Raw genomic sequence first — 24,169 nt, forward strand, 5'->3', positions numbered from 1 at the left:
TGCATTGCTTTCTTCTGGGGCCGTCAAAGAGGGTGTTGGCAAGGTTGAGAGAGGGTCAATTCATCCGCGTCACGGGCCTGACGTTGCCCGATCCAGCTGGTCCGCCCCAGTGTGGCCGCCTGCCCAAGGACTGCAGGTGGCACCTCTTCGGCGCGCAGGATCAGGTTGGCAGTCCATTCCAGCGTATCACCAACATAGGTTCGGACAATTGCGGCCAGTCGCTTGAAGCCGGGGGTTCCGGGGAACAGCCGCTGGTATTCTGCCAGCGACATGGGACCGATGCGCAGAAGGAAGCTGGCGGACCGGGACCACGTCTTTTCGCCCAAGCTGGCGCCACCGCCAAGGGCAGCGCTGCCAAGCTGTCCACGGTCGCATGGTTCCAGATGCAACCAGCTGCCTACAAAACTTTCGACCTCGACCGGTGTGTCAAATAACTGTGTGATGATGGCTGTCAGGCCCGCCTCACTGCGGGGGCTGGCCGCCAACAGTCCTGCGAAGTGCTTTTTTGCAACGTCGGGCATCGCGTCGCGCCCGTCCAGCGCGTCTCCTGCGAACCCGGCCAGCGCACCGACCTTTCGGCCAAAACCATCATCGCCCGGTCGATCAAAAGAGGCCGTTGGCTGGCCGCTGGCCCAGGCCCGATAAAGCAGCGACAGCATCCGGTGATGAAACATATCTGCAAACGCCACCATGGTGGGATCATCCATGTTGCGTTGCCGGTCGCGGGCAAACTCGGTCATGTGCAGCGGTAGCGGACCATTGGGTCCAAAAAGGCCAAAGGCAAGTTGCGTCAGCGTTGGCACGCCGTTCTCACCTTTGGCAAAAGATTTGATGGTCGAAGGCGCGAACGCCAGGTCTGCCGCCTGCGCCAAACGAACGGGGTCTTCAGACGGCCGGCGCGATGTGCCGAGGCGCGGGCTGTCCTGATGCACTGCTTCGATCAAGCGCAACGCTCGAAAAAAGTTGAATGTCTCGGGGTTCTCGTTCAGCGCGGCAAGGCGCGTCAGATCAGGACCCGCCGTCCGCTCTTGGCTGGCCATCTGGCGATATCCCCGCGCTGTGATGAATGAATACATGTTTCCGTAAAGCTGTTCAGGCTGACGTATTTGGCGAAAAAGGTTTCGAGCACCGCGCCCAACAGGTAACAGCCGGTCCCCTCGAAAAAGCTTTCGTCAAAACCGACCCTGATCTCCAATCCCCTCACCGCGCTGGTGAGCACACCGTCTGCAAGCCGCCGTACAATCGGACGGGACGAGACGGTCGACAGACCTTCGATCTGTTTGGCCAGAGCAGGTTCGCCCAAAGCTGCGTATAGCCCGACAATCTCTCGCAGGGCCGCCGCCCCGGTGCCGCGATCGGCATCAACGAGGGACAGATAATTCAAGCTAAGGTGCGAAATAAGCTGCCAAGCCTGTTTGCCCTCTGCAAGGCTCGACCGGGGCCGCGTGGGCGGTATGATCGCGCGCACCCGTTTGACCGGGCCACCCTCCGGAAGCGTGAAATCCGTCTCCCCCACCCCCACAGGCGTCAGCAAAGGAAGATCTCGGTTGGTGCAAAGCGCCGTGATCGCCAACTGTTTGACCGCGCGCGGATATGGCGCTTGGGTCCGGTCCGTGAGGGTCAGGTACAACTCGGACCCCAGATAAGACGTCCGTGATCCCGTCAGTTTCTGACGCTCAGACCGTTGACGCAGGCGGCGGCGCTGACTGAAGTACGCGGTGTGTGCATCACCGGATGGCGTGAAATCCTCGGCACTGTAGAACGGGCGAAACTGCACATCCTGCTCCCGATCACCTCCGATGCCCGTCACCGTTTCAAGCTGATATACCTCGAAATCCATGGGGGCCGTCCTGTCCACGGTGACGAGGTGTTCAACCTGCGTATCCGCGACATGCACCCGGTCACAACGCTTGCGAAAAAGGTTGATTGCGGGCACCGCGTGCAGGTCGAAATTGGCCGGGGTTGTGGACGCAAGTTCGGGTTGGCCTTCGCGCAACAAGATATACAAATCCAGATCGGAGCTGGTTGTTCTCTCTATGGCCGGACGCAGCCCGCCGAACTCGGTGAAAAAGAACCGCTGCGGCATGGCAAAATATTCTTGCAGCAACCGGTAGCCGTCAAAGGAGGCACCGGGCGTTGGAAGCAGCGCTTCTTCGGGGTCAAATCCGCACGCAGAGATGTCTACGCCCAGGTATTCATTCCAATCCGCACGGCGGTCCGTTGACCGACCTGCCAGACCGATCCCCTGTCCCATGATCGCCTCATATAGCCGCCAAGGCTCTGCCCCTGCACCGGTGAGGAAGACACGCAGACATTCCAAGGGCAATTCGGCCAAGGGTGCACCATCAGTGCGGCGCAAACGAAGACGCAGTGCCGCTTTTGCGGGGGAATGACGCCCCACGCCTGCCGCAACCAGATCGCCGCGCGCATCAAGGTACTCGACCTCGCTAATTTCCAGCGGCCACAGCGTGACGTCCTGAGAGGTGGTGTAGATGACACCGCTTTGGGCTGTGTCGCGCACCCGTCCGCGCAACTCTGTGCCGCGCGGAACCGTGACGCCTGCCGCCAGATTGCCTTGTCCCGGATCAGGTTCCAGTCGGGCGATCATCATCGATGGGATGGGTGCCAGATAGTGGGGATACACTGTTTCGAGCAGGCTTTGTGTCAGGTTGGCGTTTTGCTTTTCCAGCTCCAATTGGACCCGTGCCGCCATGAAGGCGAACCCCTCCATCAGCCGCTCGACATACGGGTCCATTACCTCCAGCTGGCCCATCCCAAGCCGTCCGGCAATCTTCGGGTAGGCGGACGCGAATTCGTCCCCCATCTCCCGAACAAAGCTCAGTTCCTGCTCGTAGTGTTTCAAGAGCCCCTTATCCATGGCGCTATCCCTGACTGCGGACGGATACTTCGCCCGTCGTCACATCAAGCTGCGTCCGCAGGTAAAGATCGAGCGGCACAGGTTCCGCCCACAACTCGGCCCGGATATCGAATGAAATCAATCCGGCGCGCACGTCCTTTCGTTCGTGGATCGCCACCTCAAGCGTATTGGGCAGAAGACGCGGTTCGAACCGTTCAATTGCCACGCGGATTGCCTGCTGGATCTCGGTCGCGCGAGAATTGGTAACTGTGATGCCAGACACGTCGACAATGCCAAAGTTCAAGACCGAGCACACGGTTTCCGGAAAGGGTTCAAGGTCAGCGCTGGCCTGGAGGTTTGTGGTATTGAGCAACCAGTGCAGATCGCGCTGAATGATGTCGCGCAACCGGTTGATGTCTATGACCCACGCTGCGTTGGTCTCGGTCCGTTGGTCCGGCGCTTCGTCGACCAGACGGTCAAGCAGAGCCGGTTGCAAACGCTCAAGTCTGGCGCGATCAGCCATGGCTGGCCTCTTTCAGGGATGGGGGCGCCGAGGCTTCAGCAACGTGGAAGGTGACATCGCGCAGGTTCATCAGGGCGATGTCATCCTCATCTGTGCAAAACATCCTTTGACCCAAACCCAAAGGCGTGCCGCCGTCCCGTTCAGTCCAGTCGGTCGCGCGGGCCAGCTTTTGTGCAGGCGTTCCTGTTTCATGCGTGCCGGGGTAGCGTGTCGGCACCAGCCCAATAGCCTCTGTGCCGTCCAGCAGCGTCAGCGTGACAGGTGTCCAGACAAGATCGCGCAGATCACTGGGGGGATGAACCGTCAGTTGGCGTATCGCCGCAAATGGCAGCCACAGGTATTTCCCGTCCACGATAAGTTCCAGCACCGGACCAAAGCGCGGATCAGCGTCAGCGATCCAGTCGAAATCGGTACCATCCGCGCGTCCGGCGACGGCTGGGGCGGCCCGCAGGGCCATGGCGCGCAACAGTTCAGCGCCCTCTGCATCACCGTCGATTTCCTTCTTCAGGGCGTCCCACAATACCGAAAGCCACGACGGCGCATCTTCGTCAAAGGGTGGTGGCGTCTGCCCACGCAAAACCTTTTCGCGATAGACCTCGCAGACAATCGCCTCGCGGTACATCTGAGCCATGGGAAGAGCGGCTGGATCGAGGCTCGCCGACGTCTTGAGTTGTTGAACAGCCCGGGACCAGTCCCCTTCGATACACAAAAGCTGAAAAAGGAACACCCGGAGGCGCGCATCGGATGGATTGGCCCGCACCTCGGCTTGCAGCGCAAGAAGCGCTTCAGGCAGGTCGCCGGTTTTTATCAGGGTTTCGGCAGACATGGTTCAAGCCTCAATAAATGGGAATAACGGTTCCGGGCGTCGGGGGGATAGAGCGCCCGGAACCTGGGCTTCGGCCTATGCTTTTTGGACCGCGTATTTCTCTTTGTTGAGAACCTTGCTCCACTCGGCCTCGCCCTGACCACTGGACGGCTTGATCATCTTGCCGTCCTTGCCTTGGCGGCGGTATTCGATCTGCTTTGCGCCGTAGGCCAGCGTGATGCTTTCAGTCAGCTCGTCGCCAGACCCGGACCAGCTCATTGACTTCACGATGACGGTCTTGAAACGCACGATGAAGAAGTGCTTGCCGCCTGCGTTGCTGCCTGCCCCCTGACGGCGGCACTCCATAATGGCCTCATCAAGGTGATCACCCGTCGCACAGGCGCGGTAAAGGCCAGCAGATGCCGTGTCGGTCAGCTTGTCGAAGGTGAAGTCCTGAAAGTCGGTCTTGCCGACACCACCGCCGCCTGACTGCGAGTCGATAACCGAGCTGTTTTCGGCGCCAAAGCTGAATTGCGTGATCTGAAATGCGCCTTCCTTGGCCATTTCTTCGTCAAGCGTTTCCCCTCGGATGATGTTGTTCTTGGGAAAGCGGAGATATGAGTCAAACGCCATTGTAAGGTCCTTTCTTCGTTAATTAAGTTTCTGATTGTGTGAGGTTATTCGACTTCGGAAGGCAGTCTCGACACCAGTCGCAGCGACACCGAAAGGCCTTCCAGCTGATAGTGAGGGCGCAAGAAGAACTTGCTTTCGTAGTAGCCGGGGTTGCCCTCGACCTCTTCGACAACAACCTCCGCCGCAGCGAGCGGTTTGCGCGACTTCACTTCCTCGGTCGACGTCTCTTCGTTGTAGTCGATGTATTTGCTGATCCAGTCCTGCAGCCACTGCTCCATGTCAGTGCGGCTGGCAAAGGAGCCGACCTTGTCGCGCACGATACATTTGAGGTAATGCGCAAACCGGCAAGTAGCGAAGAGGTAGGGCAGCCGGGCCGCAAGATTGGCGTTGGCCGTCGCATTGCTGTCGTCGTACTCGGTTGGTTTTTGCAAGGACTGCGCCCCGATAAAGGCGGCGGTATCGGTGTTCTTGCGGTGGATCAGTGGCATCAGGCCGTTATTGCCCAACTCGGCCTCACGCCGGTCGGAAATGGCGATCTCGGTTGGGCATTTCATATCGACGCCGCCGTCGTCAGACGGGAACGTATGGGTCGGCAAACCGTCCACCGTGCCGCCGGATTCCACGCCGCGGATCCGCGAACACCAACCGTATTCCTTGAACGACCGGTTTATGTTGCGCGCCATCGCGTAGGACGCGTTCACCCAGCAATACTTGTTCGAATGGGCACCTTCGGTGTCTTCTTCAAACGCGAACTCTTCGACCGGATCGGTTTTGGCACCATAGGGATGGCGGCCGAGGAACCGGGGCATAGCAAGTCCGAGATAGCGTGCGTCCTCGCTCTCGCGCAGGGATCGCCAACCCGCATATTCCGGCGTCTGGAAAATCTTGGTCAGATCGCGCGGATTGGCCAGCTCGTCCCAGCCATCCATCTGCAAAAGCGTGGGATCAGCACCGGCTAGGAACGGGGCGTGGGCAGATGCTGCGATCTTGGACATCTCTCCCAGGATCTCAACATCCCGCGGGCTGTGATCAAAATGGTAATCGCCAACAAGGCAGGCATAGGGTTCGCCACCAAACTGACCGTATTCCTCTTCATAGATCTTCTTGAAGATCGGAGATTGATCCCAGGCGGTACCCTTGAATTTCCGCAAGGTCTTGGACAGGTCCTTTTTGGACAAATCCATGAACCGGATCTTCAGCATCTCGTCGGTCTCGGTATTGTTGACGAGGAAATGCAGACCGCGCCAAGAGCTCTCCAGCTTCTGGTACTCCTCGTGATGGAGGATGTGATTGATCTGCTGGGTCAGCTTCATGTCAATCTCGGCGACGAGCGCATCAATCGACCGCAATGCGTCATCAGACACCAGCGCTTCGTTCTCCAACACCTGCTGGGCAAGGGTTTTCACGGCCTCTTCGACGGCGGTTTTTGCCTGCTCGGATTTGGGGCGGAATTCCTTTTGCAGAAGTTCGGCAAATTCGGACGACGCAAAAATCGTCTGGGTTTTTGCCTCTGCGGTGGTCTCTGTTGCGTCTGTCATGGCCTATTCCTCATCCTGAGAAGTCGCGGCAGGCGTCGAAGTCAGCGCCTTGAGCAATGCGGGGTCGTTGATGATCTTGGCCATCAAGTCTTCCGCGCCGGTCTTTCCATCCATGTAAGTGCCGAGGTTCGACAAATGGGTTCGCGCTTCGAGCAATTTTTTCAACGGCTCCACCTTGCTGGCGATGGCGGCAGGCGAAAAATCTTCCATCCGCTCGAATGTCAGCTCGACGGCGATGTTTCCCTCTCCGGTCAGCGTGTTGGGCACCGAGAAGGCCGCGCGCGGTTTGATCGACTTCATCCGGTCGTCAAAATTGTCCACGTCGATTTCCAGAAACTTGCGGTCTGCCACGGCGGGCAAAGGATCTTCGGACTTGCCTGACAGATCGGCCATCACGCCCATCACGAAGGGCAGCTGGATCGTCTTTTCCGCGCCGTAAAGCTCCACATCATATTCGATCTGGACCCGGGGCGCCCGGTTGCGGGCGATGAATTTCTGGCTGCTGGCCATGCTGTTCTCCAATCTTTTTCGGCTGAAATCGCCCGTCAGGGGCTCAGTCTCGTCAGTAAGTGCCCTCATCCCCCTCATCGGGTTCAAATCCACCGATCAAAGCGACATTTCCCACGCCTTCAGGCGCCATATCCTTCATGATCGTCACGAAATCGGCTGAGACGAGGCGCTTGGCACGGGCCAGAAGAATGGGCAGCGGGCTGGAGGGCTCGAACCGCGCGTAGTAGGCCATGATCCGGTCCAAGGCTGCTTTGACATCCTGAGGCGTCGCAATGGCGGCATTGTTGCTGACACTCCCTTGCGGTGCCGAAGCCGGGTCGACGCTCACCTGCGATGGCTCTTCCGATGCGGCACCGGCGTCTACAAAAGCGCCAAGCCGTCGACAGATGTCGCCCAGCATCTTCTCCAACGGGTCAAGGTCCGGCCCCGCCGCACCCACTTTTTCGTCAAAAACACCACCGATCGCGCGGACAGCCTCCAGCGCTTCGGTCGCCGCTGTGAGCGTCTGTGCGACATCCTCTTGATCTGCGTCCTGAAAAGCGGCTGAGATGGACTGTGTATCCACCACCTTTGTCGCATTGGCCAAGGGCAAGGCGTCACCGCTGGCAACCTCCATGTCTCTCAGGGAAAAAGTGCCGAAAGCCCGACTGTCGACCAATGGTGCGTGTCGCAGCGACCGCAACAAACCATCGCGGCTGGCAAATGCGAGCACCGCATTGACCCGCATGGTGGGGTCACCGTCGTCTTCGTCCAATTGCGGATGCACACTGTCCCAATGGGTTTGCAGGCATCCTTCGACGTAACGCAGCAAATCACGAACCCCGGACAAACCGGAAATGCGCGCCTGCGCATTGGCAAGGATCGCCGCAACGCGGAGGTCTTGAGTGCGCTCGAGCAAGGCAGCAGCTTGGACCGCCACGTCGTCGTAGTCAGGATCTTCGGCAGGGATCACATTGTCGCCGATGACCCGCTCTTCGGATGGCTTGCTGGCCATCTCCAGAGCGATGAAAGCGTCATCATATTCCAGATCGTCACCGCCGGGTGCATCATCACGGATCGGCTGCATCAGCCTCTTGAGGTCAAGCATGACGGGCTCCTTTTGCAATTTGGTTTTGTGCGGCCTTGAGAAATGCCGCCCTGTCGTTTGCGTCGGGGATCACTTCGGTCATGGTGTCCAGCAGCTGTGGCAACGACGTGGAACGCGCGGCTTGGCGGCGGACCAAAGTTCCCGCAATCGGCCCCAGATGCGGCGTCAAGGCCGCGATGATGGACCGCAGATCGTCCTCTCCTAGCCCGCTTTGCGCACGTCCCGGGTCAGCTGTCATCAGGCTGGCAAGGGTCTGGTGCAATGCGTCGCGTTCAGCGGGATCGCTGACTTCGCCAAGGATCTGTTTGAGCAGGTCCTCTTGCGTGAAAGCGGTTTCGGCCGCACGACGGGCCAGCAGTTTGCCGATGGGTCCGATGCTGGTCACCAGGCTTTCTTCGAGCCGTTGCATGGTCAACAAGGACAACCGCCCGATCATCGTCTCGGCCGAGCGTGTCGCGCCGGCCTCGGGGGGCGCGGTCAGCGTGGCGCCGTGCGTGCTTACCGCCGCCAACAGCGCGTCGCGCATCTCTGCAGCGCTGTTGTATCGACCCTTTGGGTCGGGGCAGATGGCGGTCATCACCACCATATCGAGCGCAGCAGGCAAGTCGGGCGTCAGGTTTGAGGGTGCAGGGACGCTTTCACCCTTGTTCGCCATCATCACCGCAGTGATCCCGCCGCCGCGATAGGGTTGTCGGCCGGTCAGTAGCTCGTAGAGAATGACCCCGGTGGCATAGACATCAGATCTGGAATCCACATCATCACCCGAAAACTGCTCTGGCGCCATATACGTGGGCGTGCCGATCATTCCGGCCCCGGTGCGGTCCATCTTGGTAAAGCGAGCAATCCCGAAGTCGGTCAGCTTCACGCCGCCACTGGCTGTAAGCATGATATTTGCCGGTTTCATGTCACGGTGGACAATCGAAGCGCCGTGAATGGCGCTGAGGCCATCCAGTATTTGGCCAAAGATTGCGGCCACCTCTGTCAGGGTCAAAGACTGAGGTTCGGCCATGCGGTCTTCGAGGGTCTTGGCCTCCAGCCGTTCCATCACCAGATAGGGCAACCCGTCCTGTTCCAGATAATCAAAGATCGTGACCAGATTGGGGTGCAGCACCCTGCCCGCCGCCTGCGCTTCGCGGGAAAAGCGGCCCAGCCAGTCTTCTTCACCCGTGGCTTCGATCAGGTGCTTGTGTACTGTCTTGATCGCGACGGAGCGATCTATATCCCGGTCGTGGGCATCAAAGACCACACCCATCGCCCCCTCGCCCAGCTTGGCGCGGAGGTGGTATTTGCCGATCCTTTGCGGACCCTGCGGCGCTATGATGGTGTGATCAGTCATCGAGCATCGCCATCGCGCGATCGAGACTGCGCCGCATCCGGTTGAATGATTGCGCGAGCGAGCTGATTTCATCACCCGAATTACGGCTGTACTCCGGCACCGAGAAGTCGCCCATGCTGACGCGTTCTGCCATCCTGGTCAGGTAAGACACAGGGCGGATGACCACCCGGCTGAGAAGGATGTTGGTCACCACAAACACAAGTGTGAAAGCGGCCCCCAAGGCAACGGTGACCATGACTGCGGTTTCCTTTACCCGTTCGGCAATCAGCGACAGAGGCACGGTTATGATCTGTGCACCCACGGTTTCGCCCATTTGCCAGCCAAACCCATTGACGGATCCGTAAAGGTCCACCATCGCAGGCGGCGCCACATCGGGGCTGGAATGACAATTGAGGCATCCCGGGTTCTTGATCGTGATGGGCGCAGCCATCATCAACAGCTGCCCTGCGTCGGTTTCGATCCGTGCAGAAAGCTGCGTCAGGTCGGGATTTTCGCGAAACTGCGCAATGACCTCGGCCTCTGCCGGAGTGGGCAGATCCGCAGGGTTCGTCGGATTCAGCGCCGCCTCTTTGTAGTTGTATTGTGGAAACTCAGCCGTGACGGCTTGGAAAACCGTTCGGGCTGCAAAGGATGTCACCGCTTCGGGTTGAAAGAGGATGTCACCATCGTCGGTCAGCAGCGGTTCGATATGCGCAAGGGTGTAGTTGCGAACTGCGGTCGCATTGGCGCGCATCAATTGCGCCTCGCGCTCCACATCCTGCAAGGCGCTGTCCTGCACCAGCGTATAGCTGATGCCAACGGCCGCTGCGACACCTAGCAGGCTGGCCGAGATCAGAACCAGATTGTATTTGAACCGAAGCCCCATGTGCACTCACCATTGTTGTCTCTTTGGTGAGTGCGCTCAAAAGGGCGCAAGGTTCATTGCCGTGCCAAAAGTTCCAAAAGCTGTGTTGGGGTAAGCAGGCCGGTATCGGTCTCTGAGCGCGCAACCTGGAAACCCTTGATCGCCTCACGGGTCTGAACCCCGATGATCCCGTCGATCAGGCCGCGGTAATGTCCCGAGGCGCGCAATGCGCGCTGAAGGTCCCGCTTGACGGGTGGCGACAATGACTGCTCCAGAATTGCAAGTTCGGCCTCGGACGCTGGACTCTCGGCTTCCGCGTCCTCAACAAGTTCGGGCACCGAAACGGTAACGGGCTCCACGGGCACAGGCTCGACAACCGGCGGCGCGCGCAACACGATCGGGTCAGTTGGCAATGCAGAAAGTGACGCCTCCGGTGACAGTGCCATCAACTCAAGAATGGCGCGCAGATCCACGCTGGGGGCTTGGTCGGTGCTTTCGCTCAGAACATCAAGCACGCCGTTTGCATCTTGCGCAGGCACCACAAGTATCTCGCTGGACCCTACAAGTGGGGCAGACGCAGTATCGGCATGCACCATCCCTTCGGGCAGATCGGATGGCGCTTCAGATGACAAGATGACCGCCCCGCCCCGCTCGGCCAACACGGTCATTCGCGCGAAGGCGCGCAATGGCACGGCTTCGGTGAATATGTCGGTCGACCGGTTCAGAACTGCGCCATCCGGCAGCAGGAAAATACGATCTTCAAAGCGCACCGCCGCCATGTCCAAAAACACCAGAGCAGCATCCGCTTGCGCCGCTTCCTGCGAGAAACGTCGCATCATCGCTCGCAGTTCGGCATTGCTTGGTGCCGTCGCCTGCAGAACTTCCGCATTCAACCCATTGAGACTGCGCAAGGCGCTATCAGACCGTCCTGCATCCACGCCTGACGAGACAACCATCCCCACGATCCGCACGTCATCCTGCGCGTGGACAGGTGCCCCAGTCACACATGCAAAAACCGTGGCGCAGAGCGCACGGCGGATAGAGGCAAGCTGCCCGGAGCAATTTACGCTGAATCGTTTCATAGCGCACACGCCTCATTCGGGCCCAGGATCGCGGTACAGGCGTTCAGCATCGGTTGCGCCTCAACCTCGCGGATCGCTTCTTGGAGCCGTTCGGATATTGCAGCGGGCGTCAGGGTCGGGTCCTTCGCCAACATCAATGCCACCACGCCCGATACATGCGCCGTGGCGATGGACGATCCCGACACATAGCGGTGCGCCGCCCCGGGGGCCGTCGTCAAAACATCAATCATCGGGGCGGGCACACTGCGTCCCGCCACCTGCCCAGCGGCGATGACACCATCCAACGCAGCGGGATACACCAGCTCTTCACCTTCCCCTGAGGCTGCGACCACCACGATCCCGGCATCCAATGCCGCCTCAATCAACTCGGTCAAAAGAGGGTCTTCCGGTCCACCAACACTCAGATTGAGGACGTCCACCTCATTGAGAATGGCAAAGTTGATCGCGCGCGCGAGCGAAAAGCTGTTGCACACACCCGGCGCTCCGTCCTGCTGCCAGCAAGCACGCAAGCCCACCATTTCCGCAGAGGGGGCTACGCCGACGATCCCTTCATTCGTGGCCGCCGCACCGATAACGCCAGCGACCGCCGTTCCATGCGCCTCAGCCAACGGGGCGGGTTCGACGGCAACGAAGTCACGCAAATCGGCCATCCTGTTGGCCAAATCGGGGTGACCTCCGTCAATGGCGCTGTCGACAATGCCGACCCGCACCCCTTCTCCCAACGACAAGGCGTGGATGGGTAAAACGTGCAGAGATCGAAGTGACCACTGCAACGGCAAAAGTGGATCGGTATGGAACACTTCTGTCAGGCTAAAGCTACGAACGCGTTGCACTGTGCGAATGCGAGCATCGGTTTCCATCGCGTCGATCAGCCCGTCCACGTCGGACACATTGCGAGCGTCAAAGACAAAACAGTGCACGGCCAACGCGTTAAGCGGCCATTCCGCAGCCAACAATACGCCAAAGTCTGCCTCCAACGTATCTGCGAGGGCAGCCAGGGCCTGCGGCTCATCCTGCGGTATCGTCAGGATAAGAAAGGTGGCAGGGGCAAGGGTATTTGCGTCCGCCAGCCGCCAGTCTTGCGCCGAGGCGGTCCGTGGCAGTGCGCCCACGATCAGACCCAACGTCGCAAAGAGCGCAAGAAACCGGATCATTGGCCTGTCTCTGGTGTGGCAAAGATGATCTGCGCTTGCGCCATCATCGACGCCGACACGGCCTCCAGATCCGCATCTTCAGCCAATGTGGCCGAGTAAATTCCAGCAGCCGACGGCCCGGTCACGTCCAACACACCCAGCGGGGCCAGAAGCTCGGTCACCTGTTCGAGGGTCAAATCTGGTGCAGCTTGAAACCGGATGGTCGGCGCATCAATTGCAGGCTCGCTTGTGAGTGTGACGAAATCATCCTGCCCGGGGCCGCCGAACTGAATCGCGACCAATGCCAGCGCAAGACATGCGACGGCCAGCCCGCCCATCAGGCCCTTGCCGCGCCCTTGCATCGCCTCCAGCCAACCACGTTTGGGCGCAACTGGCGTCCGCGCACGCACATCGGCTTCGACCTGTGCGCGCAAGGTGTCCCAACTGCGCTGCAAGGGCACATCAAAAGGGTCGGTCTTGGCCACTTTCTGTGCCAGCACGGTCTGTCGTCCGATCTCTTCCGAACAGGCAACGCACGTCTTGGCGTGAGCCTCGAGCATTTGAATGTCCGGTTCGGGCAAAGTGCCGTTCACGTACCATGGGATCAGATCCCACACTTCGTCATGGTCGTTTTGCGGACCGTTTATACTATTGTCACGCAACTGCATGTTCTCCGCCTGTTTGTTCTTCATCAGATAGGATACCGCGCAGCCGCCGCCTGGCGGTCATCATGCGCGTCTTGACCGTGCCCACCGGACAGTCGAGGATTTCAGCGATCTCGGTATACAGATAACCATTATAATAGGTCAGTTCGACCACGGCGCGAAGCTCTGGTTTCAGTTGATCCAGCGCATTCTTCAGATCAGTGCCACGGATAACCGCCTCAGCTGTGTCATCTTTGGAGGCAATCATTCCCTCGTCCAATTCCACATCACCTGCTCGCCGCTGCAACTTAGTGCGCTGTTTCATGGCAACACGGTAGGCAATGCCGAATATCCATGTCGACGGCTTTGAACGGCCTTCGAACCGATCAGCCGTGCGCCAGACAGTCATCAACACGTCGTTGGCCACCTCTTCGGCCGCCTCGGCGCTGCCGGTGATCCGACGAGCGAAATGCATCAGCTTAGGGAAGTACTTTTTATGAACCTGCTCGAACGCTGTGACGTCACCTTGGGCCACAGCAGCGATCAGCGCATCATCGCTCATCGCCGCGCGCGGTTTTGCAGGGGTCTTTATAGATTTCAACGTCCACATGAAGCTCATTTCCCTAAATGTAATCGTTAGTCCCCGGCCAGCGCCGAATGGTTCACGACTGATGAGAATTTTTTCGGGCGCCCTTGATCCCGCCAATAGCTGCCGCCGGTTCAAGCTATGGTGGAACCGTTGGTTGAGGCGGTAGACAAACCGTTAGAAAAATCGTGGAAATTGCATTCGCGCGTGGATTGAAGGCTTTTTTGTTGCCTCAGCCGTTCGGCGGGCAATGTCCAATCGCGACCATACCGCCATTCGCACATGTGGCCGGTTTACGGTCCGCCTGGCTACAAGCAGACCTGAACCTTTTCCGCATCGCGCCGGACTCACCGAAAGATGCAAATCTTATCTAATGGAGCACGCGCATGCCGAACCCCAAACTCACAAAATTCATGAACGACAAGTCCAAGATGATCTTCTTTGCTTCTTACATGAAGCAGCAGAAGATGGAGAATTTCATCGACTTCGTGACAGCCAGGCCAAAGCCCGCTGACATCTATGATCTGTACATGTCCAAAAAGCCGAAGGTGAAATTGCCCGGCCTCGATGCGTTCCGCAAGAAAGCGCAAAAGGCCTACATTCAATCAGTGCAAGAAGAGGTGGAAACGGCACAGGAGAGCGGCGAACAGCTGTCACGCGAAGGCGCGCACTATGCCGGAACGCGAAGCCCCGGTGTCATGGAAGCATTCAATAAGGCGCAGGAATACGTCGAAAACTACATGACCAATCAGGCCATTCCGAACTGGAAAAAATCCTCCAGCTACGAGAACTACGTGGGCATTCAGGTCGATGGCTCATCCCTGGCATCCAAGTTGAAATATCCCCCAACCGCCGGTCAGCATCTGGCCGATGCCAAAGTCAATCTGATGTTGGGCAAGGCCGGCTTGGCGAAATCCTGTGTGGATCTCGCGATCAAGGTCAAGATGGACAAAGAGATGAAGGGCAAGAACCCACGTCACGCCGTGGCGTATCCAAAAACCGCGACAGTGATCAAAGAACTGGAAAAGGTTCGCATTTCAGTGTGAGTTGAACATCAAATGGGCCGACCTTTGATCAAGCCAGTCCATTTATCTACCGCTACAGGGCAGTTACAAAAGCCCCTGACGCATCCATTCCTCGATTTTCTGACGGCTTACCTCGAAGTGCATGGAATCTTCCCGGGAAAAGCCGGCGCCCCATATCCACCCTGCCCGTTTGAAGAAGTCCGCCAACAGGATCAAACCCAATTGGGTGCGCCCATCAGCGAAATTGTCGAGCTGTCCATCGATGTTCAGATCCACGGCCAAACCGTAAGCATGTGCCGATGCAGATGCGGCCGATCCGCGTATCAATCGCACACACAGCGACCCGGACGACGCGATCCGTTTATAAAGTTCGGGCTCAAACTCCTCAACCTCAGCAAAGACCTGGCGCAAAGAGGCAAGCGCTGGCGCAAGCATTTGCGCGCGGATCGGCCCCACCGGTTCGGACGACATCAAGTCCCGCAGGCGTGGGTTGGTCAGGCTTTGGCACTGGTCGTTCAGATCGTTGCGTGGCAGACCAAAGGTCCGTCGCAGGAAACCTGGTGTCGCCAGCGACAGCCCATCGTTTGCAGACCGCCGATCAGCGATCAGCACGACCTGCGCAAAGTTCTGGCGTAGCTCGTCGACTTTGGGTTCTGACGGCTTGGATGGCAGATCAGGGACGTCCGGTAGCGCTGGCCGCTGCAACGCCGTAATTCCGATGGAAGTTCGAGAATCCAACCCATCGACACGCGCGCGCAATTCTTCAAGCTCTCGTCGAAGCGCTCGCGTCTCGGCTTGAAGCGCCGCAACTGGCGTTGTTTCTATGATCAAATCGCGTGGAGTACCTGAAATCTGCCAGACAATTGGAGCCGCCAGAACAGTCAATGCAGCCACCGATCCGGCAACAGCGATCTTCCATCGATGGGTCATCGGTCAACTCCACAGCCAGCAAACACCCGGCATGGACGATGCTTGTTGGTAGGTACGGCTTACTGGTGAAAAGGTTCGGGTTCGCTGAGCATTGTGACTGGAATTCCTCGACCGATTAGCCGACTTCATACGGCACAAAAACCATTTGTATCGCGCTTCAATTTACGTCCCTGCAAAAAACAGTTCTGTTGCGATACTTAATCAACACCCACTCCAAAGTGCTGTTCGGTCATACGCAAGATGCGCCGGATGAGCGCGCGGCTTGGACTGTGTTTGTGGACCAGAAGCTGAACCTTGCGTGCCATCTCTGCCTCCGAAAAGGGGCGTTGGTAGATGCCATCGATCACCGGCATCGTCTCTGGATGGACAGAACACCCAAGGCCTGTGAGAACCATCATCTGCACCATGTTTTCGTGCAGGCTTTCATAGCGCACATCGACCTCCGGTTCCGGTATGACTGGCAACATATCACCCAGCGTTGTCCGCAATTCACATTCCAGACGACGAACATACGGTTCTTGGTGCAAGTCCGTAATCGACACGGTTTGTGTTCCCTCGAACCGATGGCCTTTCGCGAAGGAAATCACATAGCGTTCATCATACAGCGGATACGCATCTGCTATCTGTGGTATGTGAAAGTATCCAGACAGGCACAGGTCCAGTTCTCCGTCCTCCATGCGCTTGTAGAGTTCGGCACCCGATGCATCGATGATCTCGACAGATGTGTGGCCAGCCATAGCCACAAGCTTGGTCAGATAGGGTTGGATCAATCGTGTGCCCAATGTGCACATTACACCGATCGTCAGTCGCGCGCCGCGATCAACCTGCCTGGTTTTCGCGTGCTCCATAAGCTCTGCTTCCAAAGCGAGCATGTTTTCGAAGTAAGGCTGCATCTCTTCGCCGAAGGGGGTCAGTCGAGCACCAGACGCGTCTCTGACCAGTAAACCCTCGCCCAATTCTTCTTCCAGCTTCTTGATGCCCCGGCTCATGGAGGGCTGCGAAACATTACAAATACGCGCGGCGTGGGTCACACTGCCCGTTTGGCAAATCGCAAGAAAATAGCGGATCTGATAAAGCTGCATTTGCCCCACTGACGTTTGATTGCCTCAGACTAATCACCCCGCTTGCGCCTTGGGTATACCTTTTGTCTATGCACGAAGTCGCAACTTATATTTCCGGGCCGTGCGCCGCATTGTTACGCTTTCGATGACCGGCTTGATCAGTTTTCGAGATGGTTTTCAGGAAACGACGCACCCGACACAACACATACAAGGAGACGCAATTATGTCCGTTCTTTCGAAACTCTTGCAGATCATGGCCGCCGGGATCATTTACGTAAGCCTTGTGATCGGCCCTGCACATGCCGAAGAAAAACTGAACGCAATTGACGGCGTCGCGATGGATGGTTTCGACGTGATTTCTTATTTCGATGCAAGCAAGGCGGCAAAGGGCGCCGCGGAATTCAGCCACGAATACCGAGGTGCCACATGGCTTTTCGCCACTGCAGAAAATCGCGACAAATTCGCAGCTGATCCCGCAAAGTATGAGCCCAAATACAACGGCTGGTGCGCCAATGCAGTGTCCAAAGGCTATGCCGCCGATGTTGATTTTGTGAACGGTTGGGCTGTGATTGACGGGTCGCTGCACCTGTTCTGGGCCAACAGCACCAAGCACAACTTCTTTTCGGAAGTGACGGCCAAACAGGTACGCGCAGAAGACAATTGGCCAACAGTTTTTGCCGGCCTTTTGGACGGCACCACGCGCTTTCCACGGCACGCAGACCATTTTGAAACTGTGGGTATCTCTCATCCCCAAGAGTTGCCCGAACTCTGATCGTCAAAGTCGGCTGACAGTACAAATGAGCCAGGCGGACCAAGGCAATGGGTCCGTTCTGGCATCATTTGGTGGCTAAAGCATTGCTTATCAAATATTTGGCCAAGCCGCGTTCATTGCATGGATACGTTCGAAAGAACCAAACGCCACGAAACCCACCACGGCTCATTCCGCGGTCGTTAAAACATCCGACCCGCTGAAACGGAACGATGCGCCAAGCGTGGTGATCAGCATGACATTTCGGCTGATTGGATCAGGCTTGCCAACTCACCGCCGATCCATATCGAGCGGCGCGACACAATTGGACGATTGGCATGGTTCGGTGTTGAGACGAACGCAGGCAACGAGTGGTTCAAGTTGCGAGCTCATTGGACCACGCCGCTGATGTCGCCGCCGACAGATAACTTACAACCCGTTCCTCTTGTCGGACCGGCAGGGTCGCATCACATTCGCGTCGAACAATGTGCGGCGATTACAACTCCTAGAAAAACCACGGCCTGCGGTCCCCAAAGCCGGTGTGTTTAGATAGATTTACCCGCTATTTGACCGCTTGATCCTGCATGCTTTGAGTGGCGTTTTGCAGAACGGTGCGATCGCGCGAACAAGGTCTACTACGGCGGCGGGACATACGCGGAGGTAGCAATGAGCGTCGGACTGTCAATCACTAGCTGGTTCCGGCGCGCCGCAAGGTGCTGGAACGTCATCCCGCCAAGTGACAGACCAACCAGATGCGCTCGTCCGACCCCCAGATGTTCCAGCAGATCACCTATGTCATTTGTCAGATCGCTCATAGGAATACAGGACACCGTCAGCGCTGATAGAACTTACCCGCGCATGTCATAGCGCCGCACATACGATATCCTGCCTGTGTCAGATAAGGCACCACGTCGTCCCGCATCCTGTGATCAGTCCCCGACGAATTGAACAGAACGATCCAATCACCCCACACGGTCCGTCAAGGCGATATGCCAAACCAGTAAGGGCAAACAGCATATCGGTGGCCTTCAGGCGGCACGTTTTTGCAATGCGCTGGCGGTTGATGGAAAGAGAACCCTGCGCGGCACAGCAAGGTGGATGTGCAACGAACATTCATCAGCGGGCATCGCACCGTTTACGACCATTTCAATTGAAGATGCCGCGCTTGGGCGGACAAATCTCGCACCAAGGCAGTTTGGACTGCGCAGATAAAGATCATAGAATTTGCCGTTTCAAACGCTTTGGGATCAGACGATCGCGTCTCGTCACTTTTACACACCTGCAAATCCACAACCGTCCCACTCCGTTCGAACCAATCATCGTGCCCTGTGGATTGCTCGGTTGAGGTGATGGGCACCGCACGATTGTCGGCTGTTCATACCAGCAAACCGGTGACAGCGTAGGCCGTTGTGACAAGACGCACGGACATCAGGCCACCGCGACCATCTGCGCCTCTACCCGTGCGCGATCGACACGGTCAAAATCAACCGCCTCGGAACTGGTGTTCAAAGTAAAGTCGAAGTCGATTGTATAGAAAGGCGCGGTCAGGCCACGTGCCTCGATGTCAGCGGGATCATCGTGAAGAACAGTCACGGCCACCAATTCCTCGCGCGTGGCAAAGGCGAAATCGTCATGGAGGTATTCATCGCCGTCAAGATTGATCTGCGTGGTCAGGGTGCGATGATCCGGGGCCTCAACCATGATGTGGATATGGGCAGGTCGGTTCCCGTGCCGTCCCAATTGATCCAGCAATTGCTGGGTCGGGCCGTTTGGCGGGCACGCATACCCTGACGGCAGGATCGACCGGAAGGCATAGCGGCCATCGGAGCCCGTTTCGATCTTGCGCCTCAGGTTGTAGGGCGTCTGATCACTGTCAAAGATTGAATACAGCCCACGCGTGTTGGCATGCCAGACATCGACAACGGCCCCTTCAATGGGGGTGCCATCGGTCGACAGAATACGCCCGGACATGAACACAAAGTCCCCCTCCTCATCGCTGCCGTCATCCAGCCGCGCTTCACCCTTCGACTTTGGCGCGCCGGGGACAAAGAGTGGACCCTCTATTGTGCGCGGTGTCGCACCGTCCAGACCGGCCGCGTGTTCCGCCTCGTCCATCCGCAGATCAAGCAGGTGTTCGAAACCGAGGCCCGGCGCCAGCAGACCAAATTCATTGTTCGTGCCCACGTCACGCAGATAGTCCATCGCGCTCCAGAACTCCTCGGGCGTGACATCGAGATCCTCGATCGTGTGGAACAGATCCTTGACGATGCGACCGACAACTTCGGACACACGCGGGTTCGCCTTCCGCCCGTCGCTGGGGCTTGTGACCTTTTCGATCAGGTTGGTCAGGTGCTCAGGTTGCATGATGAGTTTCCTCCGTTTCAATCATGTTCGAGGGCAGATGGATGGGTGCAAAGCGCCTCAACCGTGATCTCCATGTACGGAAACAAGGGCAGAGCGCTGAGTATATCGTGCAGATGTGCGGGGCTTTCGACATCAAAGATCGAAATGTTCTCGTATTTGCCAACGACGCGCCATAGCGCGCGCCACGTACCTGCGCGCTGTAAGTCCTGCGCATACGCCTTTTCGCGGGCCAGGATATCTACCCGCGCGGTTTCGGGCATGTCGTGAGGAAGATTGACGGTCATACGGACATGAAACAGCATCGTCGCTCCCCCTCAGGACATGGTGGCGACCGGAGTCGCGACACGGTGTTGGCGGGTTGTGCGGTCGCGTCGGTAGAAATCCAACTTGTCGCCATCAATCGTCACGCCCAAGCCGGCGTCAGTCGGTAGCACAAGGTCAAAGCCCTCGTAAGCCGGGCTTGCCGTCGTGATGTCATCCTTCAGCAGCAATGGTCCAAAGAGCTCCGTATGAAACGGGAACGGGTCTGGCAGCGCGGCAAATGCATGCGCCGCCGCCAACGTGCCAATTGTGCCTTCCAGCAGCGTACCACCGTAAACACCGATGCCCCCGGCAGAAGCGATGGCTGCTACGTCCCGAACCTGCGACGGACCACCGAACTTGCCTATCTTGAGGGCGAACAGATCGCAGGCCTTGTGTCGGGTCAGAGCCAGGGCTTCCTTGGCGCTCGCGACGCTTTCATCCGCCATGATCGGGATCGGTGACCATGCAGTCAAACGGCGTAAAGCGCTGCCGTCCGGGTCCGTGTCCACTGGTTGCTCGACGAGTGAAACGCCTGCATCCGCAAGCCGTACAATGGCGTCGCGCGCCTCAATCTCGGTCCATGAGCGGTTTGCGTCAATACGCAAGCTGGCGCGATCCCCCAAGGCTGAAGCGATCTTCGCCACACGCGCTACGTCATCATGTACGGATGCAGCGCCCACCTTGATCTTGAAGTGGCGATGACGACCAGAGGCCAGCATTTCTTCCGCCTCTTCAATATCCCGCGCCGCGTTGCCAGTCGCCAAGCCCCAAATCACTTCCAGTCGGTCACGTATGGCACCACCAAGTAGTAGGTGCGCTGGAACGTTCAGTATTTTGCTTTCGATATCCAAAACGGCCGTGTCCAGCGCGGATTTGGCAAGACTATTGCCCATGATCTGCAGCGCCACCTTTTTGCGCAAAACGGCAGGCGGCAAATCAAGACCAACAATCAAGGGTCGGATGTAAACATCGAGCGCGGCTTTGATCGCTTCAGGCGCTTCGACACCATAGGACAGACCACCGATGGTGGTCGCTTCGCCTACACCCACAACGCCGTCAGACGTGGTCAATCGAAGGATCACGAGCGTCTGTGTTGTCACCACCTGATTGGCAAGACGATGGGGGCGGATCGCAGGCAGATCGATCAGGAATGTTTCGAAATTCTTGATACGCATGGGATAGGACCTTTTGTTCGCAATGAGTATGCGAAACGGAAAAGAGACGGTCCAAGACTGGTTTCGTCATATAGTATGCCATATAGGTATAGTATGGAGTTTCGCGATCTCGAATGCGTTGTGGCCTTGGCCGACACGCTCAGCTTCACCAAGGCGGCCGACAAGCTGAACATGGCGCAACCACCGCTTAGCCGCAGATTGGCCACGCTGGAGGCGCGGCTTGGCACACCGTTGTTTGTGCGCACGCGTCCGCTGCAGCTGACCTCTGCCGGGCACTTTGTCGAGGAACAGGCCCGTCAGGTATTGCGTCGCGTCACTGAAATTGAGGCTGGTGTGGCGCGCATCGCGGCGGGAAAAAGAAGCTACCTCGGCATTGGCTTCGTCGGTTCGATCCTGAATGGTCCGTTGCCATCGGCCATAAAGGCGGTTGTGCAGGCGCACCCGGATGTCGAGATCGGTCTGCGTGAGCTGACAACACTGGAGCAACGCGACGCCCTGCGCGACCGACGAATAGACATCGGCCTTGGGCGCCTGAACTTCAGCGACGCGCCCGGTCTGGTGCGTGCCACTGTCATCGAGGAACCCTTGGTCGTGGCGTGTCCAACGCACCACCCGTTGTCCAACCGCCTGAGCGTCAGCTTGGCGCAGTGCGCAGAACACGATCTCATTCTGTATCCACAGCGCCCCCGACCCAGTTTCGCGGACCAGGTTCTGGGCATTTTCGAACAGGTCGGGAAACAGCCGTCTGTAAGGGTTGAAGTCAAAGACCTGCAAACGGCATTGGGTCTGACGGCAAGCGGTATGGGATTGGCCATTGTGCCAATAAGCGTTGAACAGACGGCGCGCAACGACATCGTATTTCGCCCGATACAAGACGCCTGCGCCGTCTCACCGATCATCGCCACATACAGGGAGGGTGTGGTCCCAGACGCGGCGCAAACACTGCTTGATCAGTTGTTTCGAGCGACGCCAGAACCGTCGTCGACTTAAGATTGAAGAAATTGGCGCGCGTTTCTGGCCGACGCAAGGTCCCGCCGCTCGATCTTGTGCCGAATTCGATGCAGCAGATACGCGCGCAAAGGCTTTTGGTCTCAACATTTTAAGAAACGGCAGTTGGAACCATCACATCGCTATTCAGCACCATGATGGTCACTACCGCGCAGCGGGACACAACCGTAAGAACCACAAGGCTTGGGCATCAGTATTGTTCACCTAGACAGGCTTCCCAACCAACAGAGGCGAGTTTCTCAGAACTGAGATCCGCACTAACTCTTGGTTTTCGGAAAGAACAACGAAAGCAGGCCAAGCAGGGCCGACACGACGATCAACAACAATGAAACCGCGTTCAATACCGGCGTGGATCCCTGTTTAAGCTTGTCAAACATGGTGATCGTCAACGGTGAATCCGACCCCACAAGCATCAGCGTGGTGTTGAAATTCTCGAAGCTCATCAAGATCGACACAATGGCAGATGCCAATATTGCGGGCATGAGAAAAGGAAGGGTGATCTGGCGGATCGCCCCCAATCGAGTTGCACCGAGGTTGAGCGCCGCTTCTTCGAGGCTGGGGTCAAACTTTTGCAATCGCGCCGAGATGACGAGGGTTGCGAAGGTTGTGATAAACGAAAACTGGCCGAGGATAACAAGGATCAAGCCGGGCCTCAGTCCGTCGAACCAGAGCCCGGTCGCGTCTTCCAATGTATTCGCAATCGCACTGGAAAAGACCAGTATCGAAATCCCAAGGATGACGCCCGGTATGATCAGCGGCAAAAGCATCAGCATGTAAAGCAGCGCCTTGCCCCTGAAGTCATGCCGTACAAAAAGGAACGCGTTGCAAGTGCCGACCGCGACGGCAAGTCCGGATACCCATAGCGCCACGAAGGTCGAAGTACCTATGGCGCGCAGGATGGACCGTTCGTTGAAGACCCCGATGAATGGCGCTTCGGTCCCGAAGAACCATGCAAATGTGAACCCGTTCCACGGCGGTGACGGAAAGACGCTGTTGTTGAAGGCAAAGACGCAAACCACAGTCAAGGGCAACGCCAGATAAACAAAGAACACCGTCACATAAGCGCGGTAGCACCACTTGGTGAACGCAGGTTGGGGCACTGTGGGGATCATGTGCGCCCCATGGTGTCTGACAGGGACTGTTTGGACAGCTTGAGACCAAGGAACACGATGGCCGACGACAGCGCCAGCAGCAAGAAGCCCAAGGCAGATCCCAGCTCCCAATTAAAGCGGGTTATGAATTGCGTATAGATCATGCCGGTGAACCACAGGCTGTCTTTCCCACCCAACAGGATCGGGGTGAGATAATTTCCAAGTGATAGCATGAACACAACGATGCATCCCGACACGATACCGGGCATGGCGTGGGGTATGACAATCTCGCGCATGATCGACGTGCTGGTACCCCCTAGATCGTATCCCGCCTCGATCAGGCTATCGTCTAGGCTGTCCAGCGTGGTGACCAACGGCACGACCATGAACAGGATCGAGGTGTAGACCAGCCCCACCATGATCGCCGCATCATTATAGAGAAGCTCAACCGGGCCGCTGACAAGGCCTAGCGATTGCAGCGCATTCGAGATCACGCCCGTTTCGCGCAGCAGGATCATCCAGCCGAACGTGCGTACCAGCTCGGACACCCAGAACGGGATCATGCACATCAGAAACAGGGTGGTTTTCGTGCGTCCCCGGGTCAGCTTGGCGATGTAATAAGCGATGGGAAAACCAAGGATCAGTGTCAGCGCCGTCGCCAAAATCGACATGATGGCTGTGCGGGCAAATGTGCGCCAGTAAAGAGGTTCGCCAAAGAATGTGGCGTAGTTTCCAAACCCGGTTTCAAATTCGCGCGGGCCGATCTTTTCGCTGATCGACACCATGAACAGACCGATATGCGGCAGGATGATCAGTACAACGAGCCACAGCAGAATAGGAGCGAGCAGAAGGTAAAAACCCAGCTTTGATGTATCCGAGCGCATCG

At 57.7% G+C, this 24,169-nt stretch carries 25 protein-coding genes; 3 read left to right on the top strand and 22 right to left on the bottom strand.

Annotated elements, in window-relative coordinates; translation table 11 throughout:
- Positions 1-23: 23 nt before the first annotated feature.
- From tssG to Q1A32_RS15215, 14 genes are all read right to left on the bottom strand, one after another.
- Positions 24-1,040, bottom strand: coding sequence for a type VI secretion system baseplate subunit TssG (gene tssG, locus Q1A32_RS15150; protein WP_299654867.1), 1,017 nt, complete (start codon positions 1,038-1,040; stop codon positions 24-26).
- Positions 1,004-2,878: a type VI secretion system baseplate subunit TssF gene (tssF, locus tag Q1A32_RS15155; protein ID WP_299654869.1), complete on the bottom strand. Its 1,875-nt coding sequence runs from the start codon at positions 2,876-2,878 to the stop codon at positions 1,004-1,006. Before tssF ends, tssG begins: the two co-directional genes overlap by 37 nt.
- 4 nt (positions 2,879-2,882) lie before the next feature.
- On the bottom strand, positions 2,883-3,380 hold the full coding sequence (tssE, locus tag Q1A32_RS15160) for a type VI secretion system baseplate subunit TssE (RefSeq protein ID WP_299614798.1): 498 nt from the start codon (positions 3,378-3,380) through the stop codon (positions 2,883-2,885).
- Complete coding sequence (locus Q1A32_RS15165; protein WP_299654871.1) at positions 3,373-4,206, bottom strand: type VI secretion system accessory protein TagJ; 834 nt, start codon at positions 4,204-4,206, stop codon at positions 3,373-3,375. The genes tssE and Q1A32_RS15165 overlap by 8 nt, the downstream gene beginning before the upstream one ends.
- A 75-nt stretch (positions 4,207-4,281) precedes the next feature.
- Complete coding sequence (locus Q1A32_RS15170; RefSeq protein ID WP_299611615.1) at positions 4,282-4,818, bottom strand: type VI secretion system tube protein Hcp; 537 nt, start codon at positions 4,816-4,818, stop codon at positions 4,282-4,284.
- A gap of 44 nt (positions 4,819-4,862) precedes the next feature.
- A complete protein-coding gene (gene tssC, locus Q1A32_RS15175) occupies positions 4,863-6,356 on the bottom strand; it encodes a type VI secretion system contractile sheath large subunit (protein ID WP_299654873.1) in 1,494 nt (497 codons plus the stop codon).
- Between the two features lie 3 nt (positions 6,357-6,359).
- Positions 6,360-6,866, bottom strand: coding sequence for a type VI secretion system contractile sheath small subunit (tssB, locus tag Q1A32_RS15180; RefSeq protein ID WP_299611613.1), 507 nt, complete (start codon positions 6,864-6,866; stop codon positions 6,360-6,362).
- A gap of 52 nt (positions 6,867-6,918) precedes the next feature.
- A complete protein-coding gene (gene tssA / locus Q1A32_RS15185) occupies positions 6,919-7,953 on the bottom strand; it encodes a type VI secretion system protein TssA (protein ID WP_299654876.1) in 1,035 nt (344 codons plus the stop codon).
- Positions 7,946-9,289, bottom strand: coding sequence for a serine/threonine-protein kinase (locus Q1A32_RS15190; RefSeq protein WP_299654879.1), 1,344 nt, complete (start codon positions 9,287-9,289; stop codon positions 7,946-7,948). Before Q1A32_RS15190 ends, tssA begins: the two co-directional genes overlap by 8 nt.
- Complete coding sequence (locus Q1A32_RS15195; protein WP_299654882.1) at positions 9,282-10,154, bottom strand: DUF3365 domain-containing protein; 873 nt, start codon at positions 10,152-10,154, stop codon at positions 9,282-9,284. Before Q1A32_RS15195 ends, Q1A32_RS15190 begins: the two co-directional genes overlap by 8 nt.
- A 53-nt stretch (positions 10,155-10,207) precedes the next feature.
- The gene (locus tag Q1A32_RS15200) at positions 10,208-11,215 is read right to left on the bottom strand and encodes a peptidoglycan-binding protein (protein WP_299654885.1); all 1,008 of its coding nucleotides are present in this window, start codon (positions 11,213-11,215) and stop codon (positions 10,208-10,210) included.
- On the bottom strand, positions 11,212-12,369 hold the full coding sequence (locus tag Q1A32_RS15205) for a S8 family serine peptidase (RefSeq protein ID WP_299654888.1): 1,158 nt from the start codon (positions 12,367-12,369) through the stop codon (positions 11,212-11,214). Before Q1A32_RS15205 ends, Q1A32_RS15200 begins: the two co-directional genes overlap by 4 nt.
- A complete protein-coding gene (locus Q1A32_RS15210) occupies positions 12,366-13,016 on the bottom strand; it encodes a zf-HC2 domain-containing protein (RefSeq protein WP_299654890.1) in 651 nt (216 codons plus the stop codon). The genes Q1A32_RS15205 and Q1A32_RS15210 overlap by 4 nt, the downstream gene beginning before the upstream one ends.
- Entirely contained in the window at positions 13,003-13,602 is a 600-nt protein-coding gene (locus Q1A32_RS15215) for an RNA polymerase sigma factor (protein ID WP_299654893.1), read from the bottom strand. Before Q1A32_RS15215 ends, Q1A32_RS15210 begins: the two co-directional genes overlap by 14 nt.
- Positions 13,603-13,964: 362 nt before the next feature.
- On the opposite strand from Q1A32_RS15215, the gene Q1A32_RS15220 reads away from it, so the two are divergent.
- The gene (locus tag Q1A32_RS15220) at positions 13,965-14,624 is read left to right on the top strand and encodes a hypothetical protein (RefSeq protein WP_299654896.1); all 660 of its coding nucleotides are present in this window, start codon (positions 13,965-13,967) and stop codon (positions 14,622-14,624) included.
- A gap of 63 nt (positions 14,625-14,687) precedes the next feature.
- On the opposite strand, the gene Q1A32_RS15225 is transcribed toward Q1A32_RS15220, so the two are convergent.
- Positions 14,688-15,533, bottom strand: coding sequence for a M15 family metallopeptidase (locus Q1A32_RS15225; RefSeq protein WP_299654899.1), 846 nt, complete (start codon positions 15,531-15,533; stop codon positions 14,688-14,690).
- 197 nt (positions 15,534-15,730) lie between these two features.
- A complete protein-coding gene (locus Q1A32_RS15230; protein WP_299654902.1) occupies positions 15,731-16,615 on the bottom strand; it encodes a LysR family transcriptional regulator in 885 nt (294 codons plus the stop codon).
- Positions 16,616-16,817: 202 nt separating this feature from the next.
- Between Q1A32_RS15230 and Q1A32_RS15235 the strand changes: the two genes are divergently transcribed.
- The gene (locus Q1A32_RS15235; RefSeq protein ID WP_299654905.1) at positions 16,818-17,366 is read left to right on the top strand and encodes a YHS domain-containing (seleno)protein; all 549 of its coding nucleotides are present in this window, start codon (positions 16,818-16,820) and stop codon (positions 17,364-17,366) included.
- Between the two features lie 611 nt (positions 17,367-17,977).
- Here Q1A32_RS15235 and Q1A32_RS15240 read toward each other — a convergent pair.
- The 4 genes from Q1A32_RS15240 to Q1A32_RS15255 form a co-directional block, all read right to left on the bottom strand.
- Positions 17,978-18,157, bottom strand: coding sequence for an alpha/beta fold hydrolase (locus tag Q1A32_RS15240; protein WP_299654908.1), 180 nt, complete (start codon positions 18,155-18,157; stop codon positions 17,978-17,980).
- A 613-nt stretch (positions 18,158-18,770) separates the two neighbouring features.
- A complete protein-coding gene (catA, locus tag Q1A32_RS15245; RefSeq protein WP_299654911.1) occupies positions 18,771-19,706 on the bottom strand; it encodes a catechol 1,2-dioxygenase in 936 nt (311 codons plus the stop codon).
- Positions 19,707-19,723: 17 nt separating this feature from the next.
- A complete protein-coding gene (gene catC / locus Q1A32_RS15250; protein ID WP_299654914.1) occupies positions 19,724-20,008 on the bottom strand; it encodes a muconolactone Delta-isomerase in 285 nt (94 codons plus the stop codon).
- A 12-nt stretch (positions 20,009-20,020) separates the two neighbouring features.
- Positions 20,021-21,184, bottom strand: a complete 1,164-nt coding sequence (locus Q1A32_RS15255) for a muconate/chloromuconate family cycloisomerase (RefSeq protein ID WP_299654917.1) — start codon at positions 21,182-21,184, stop codon at positions 20,021-20,023.
- Positions 21,185-21,277: 93 nt separating this feature from the next.
- Here Q1A32_RS15255 and Q1A32_RS15260 point away from each other — a divergent pair, with 93 nt between their 5' ends.
- Positions 21,278-22,174, top strand: coding sequence for a LysR family transcriptional regulator (locus Q1A32_RS15260; protein WP_299654920.1), 897 nt, complete (start codon positions 21,278-21,280; stop codon positions 22,172-22,174).
- Between the two features lie 275 nt (positions 22,175-22,449).
- On the opposite strand, the gene Q1A32_RS15265 is transcribed toward Q1A32_RS15260, so the two are convergent.
- On the bottom strand, positions 22,450-23,304 hold the full coding sequence (locus Q1A32_RS15265; RefSeq protein ID WP_299654923.1) for an ABC transporter permease: 855 nt from the start codon (positions 23,302-23,304) through the stop codon (positions 22,450-22,452).
- Positions 23,301-24,167, bottom strand: coding sequence for an ABC transporter permease (locus Q1A32_RS15270; protein ID WP_299654926.1), 867 nt, complete (start codon positions 24,165-24,167; stop codon positions 23,301-23,303). The genes Q1A32_RS15265 and Q1A32_RS15270 overlap by 4 nt, the downstream gene beginning before the upstream one ends.
- Positions 24,168-24,169: the final 2 nt, after the last annotated feature.

Source organism: uncultured Tateyamaria sp. (assembly GCF_947503415.1).
In the GTDB taxonomy this organism is placed as follows: domain Bacteria; phylum Pseudomonadota; class Alphaproteobacteria; order Rhodobacterales; family Rhodobacteraceae; genus Tateyamaria.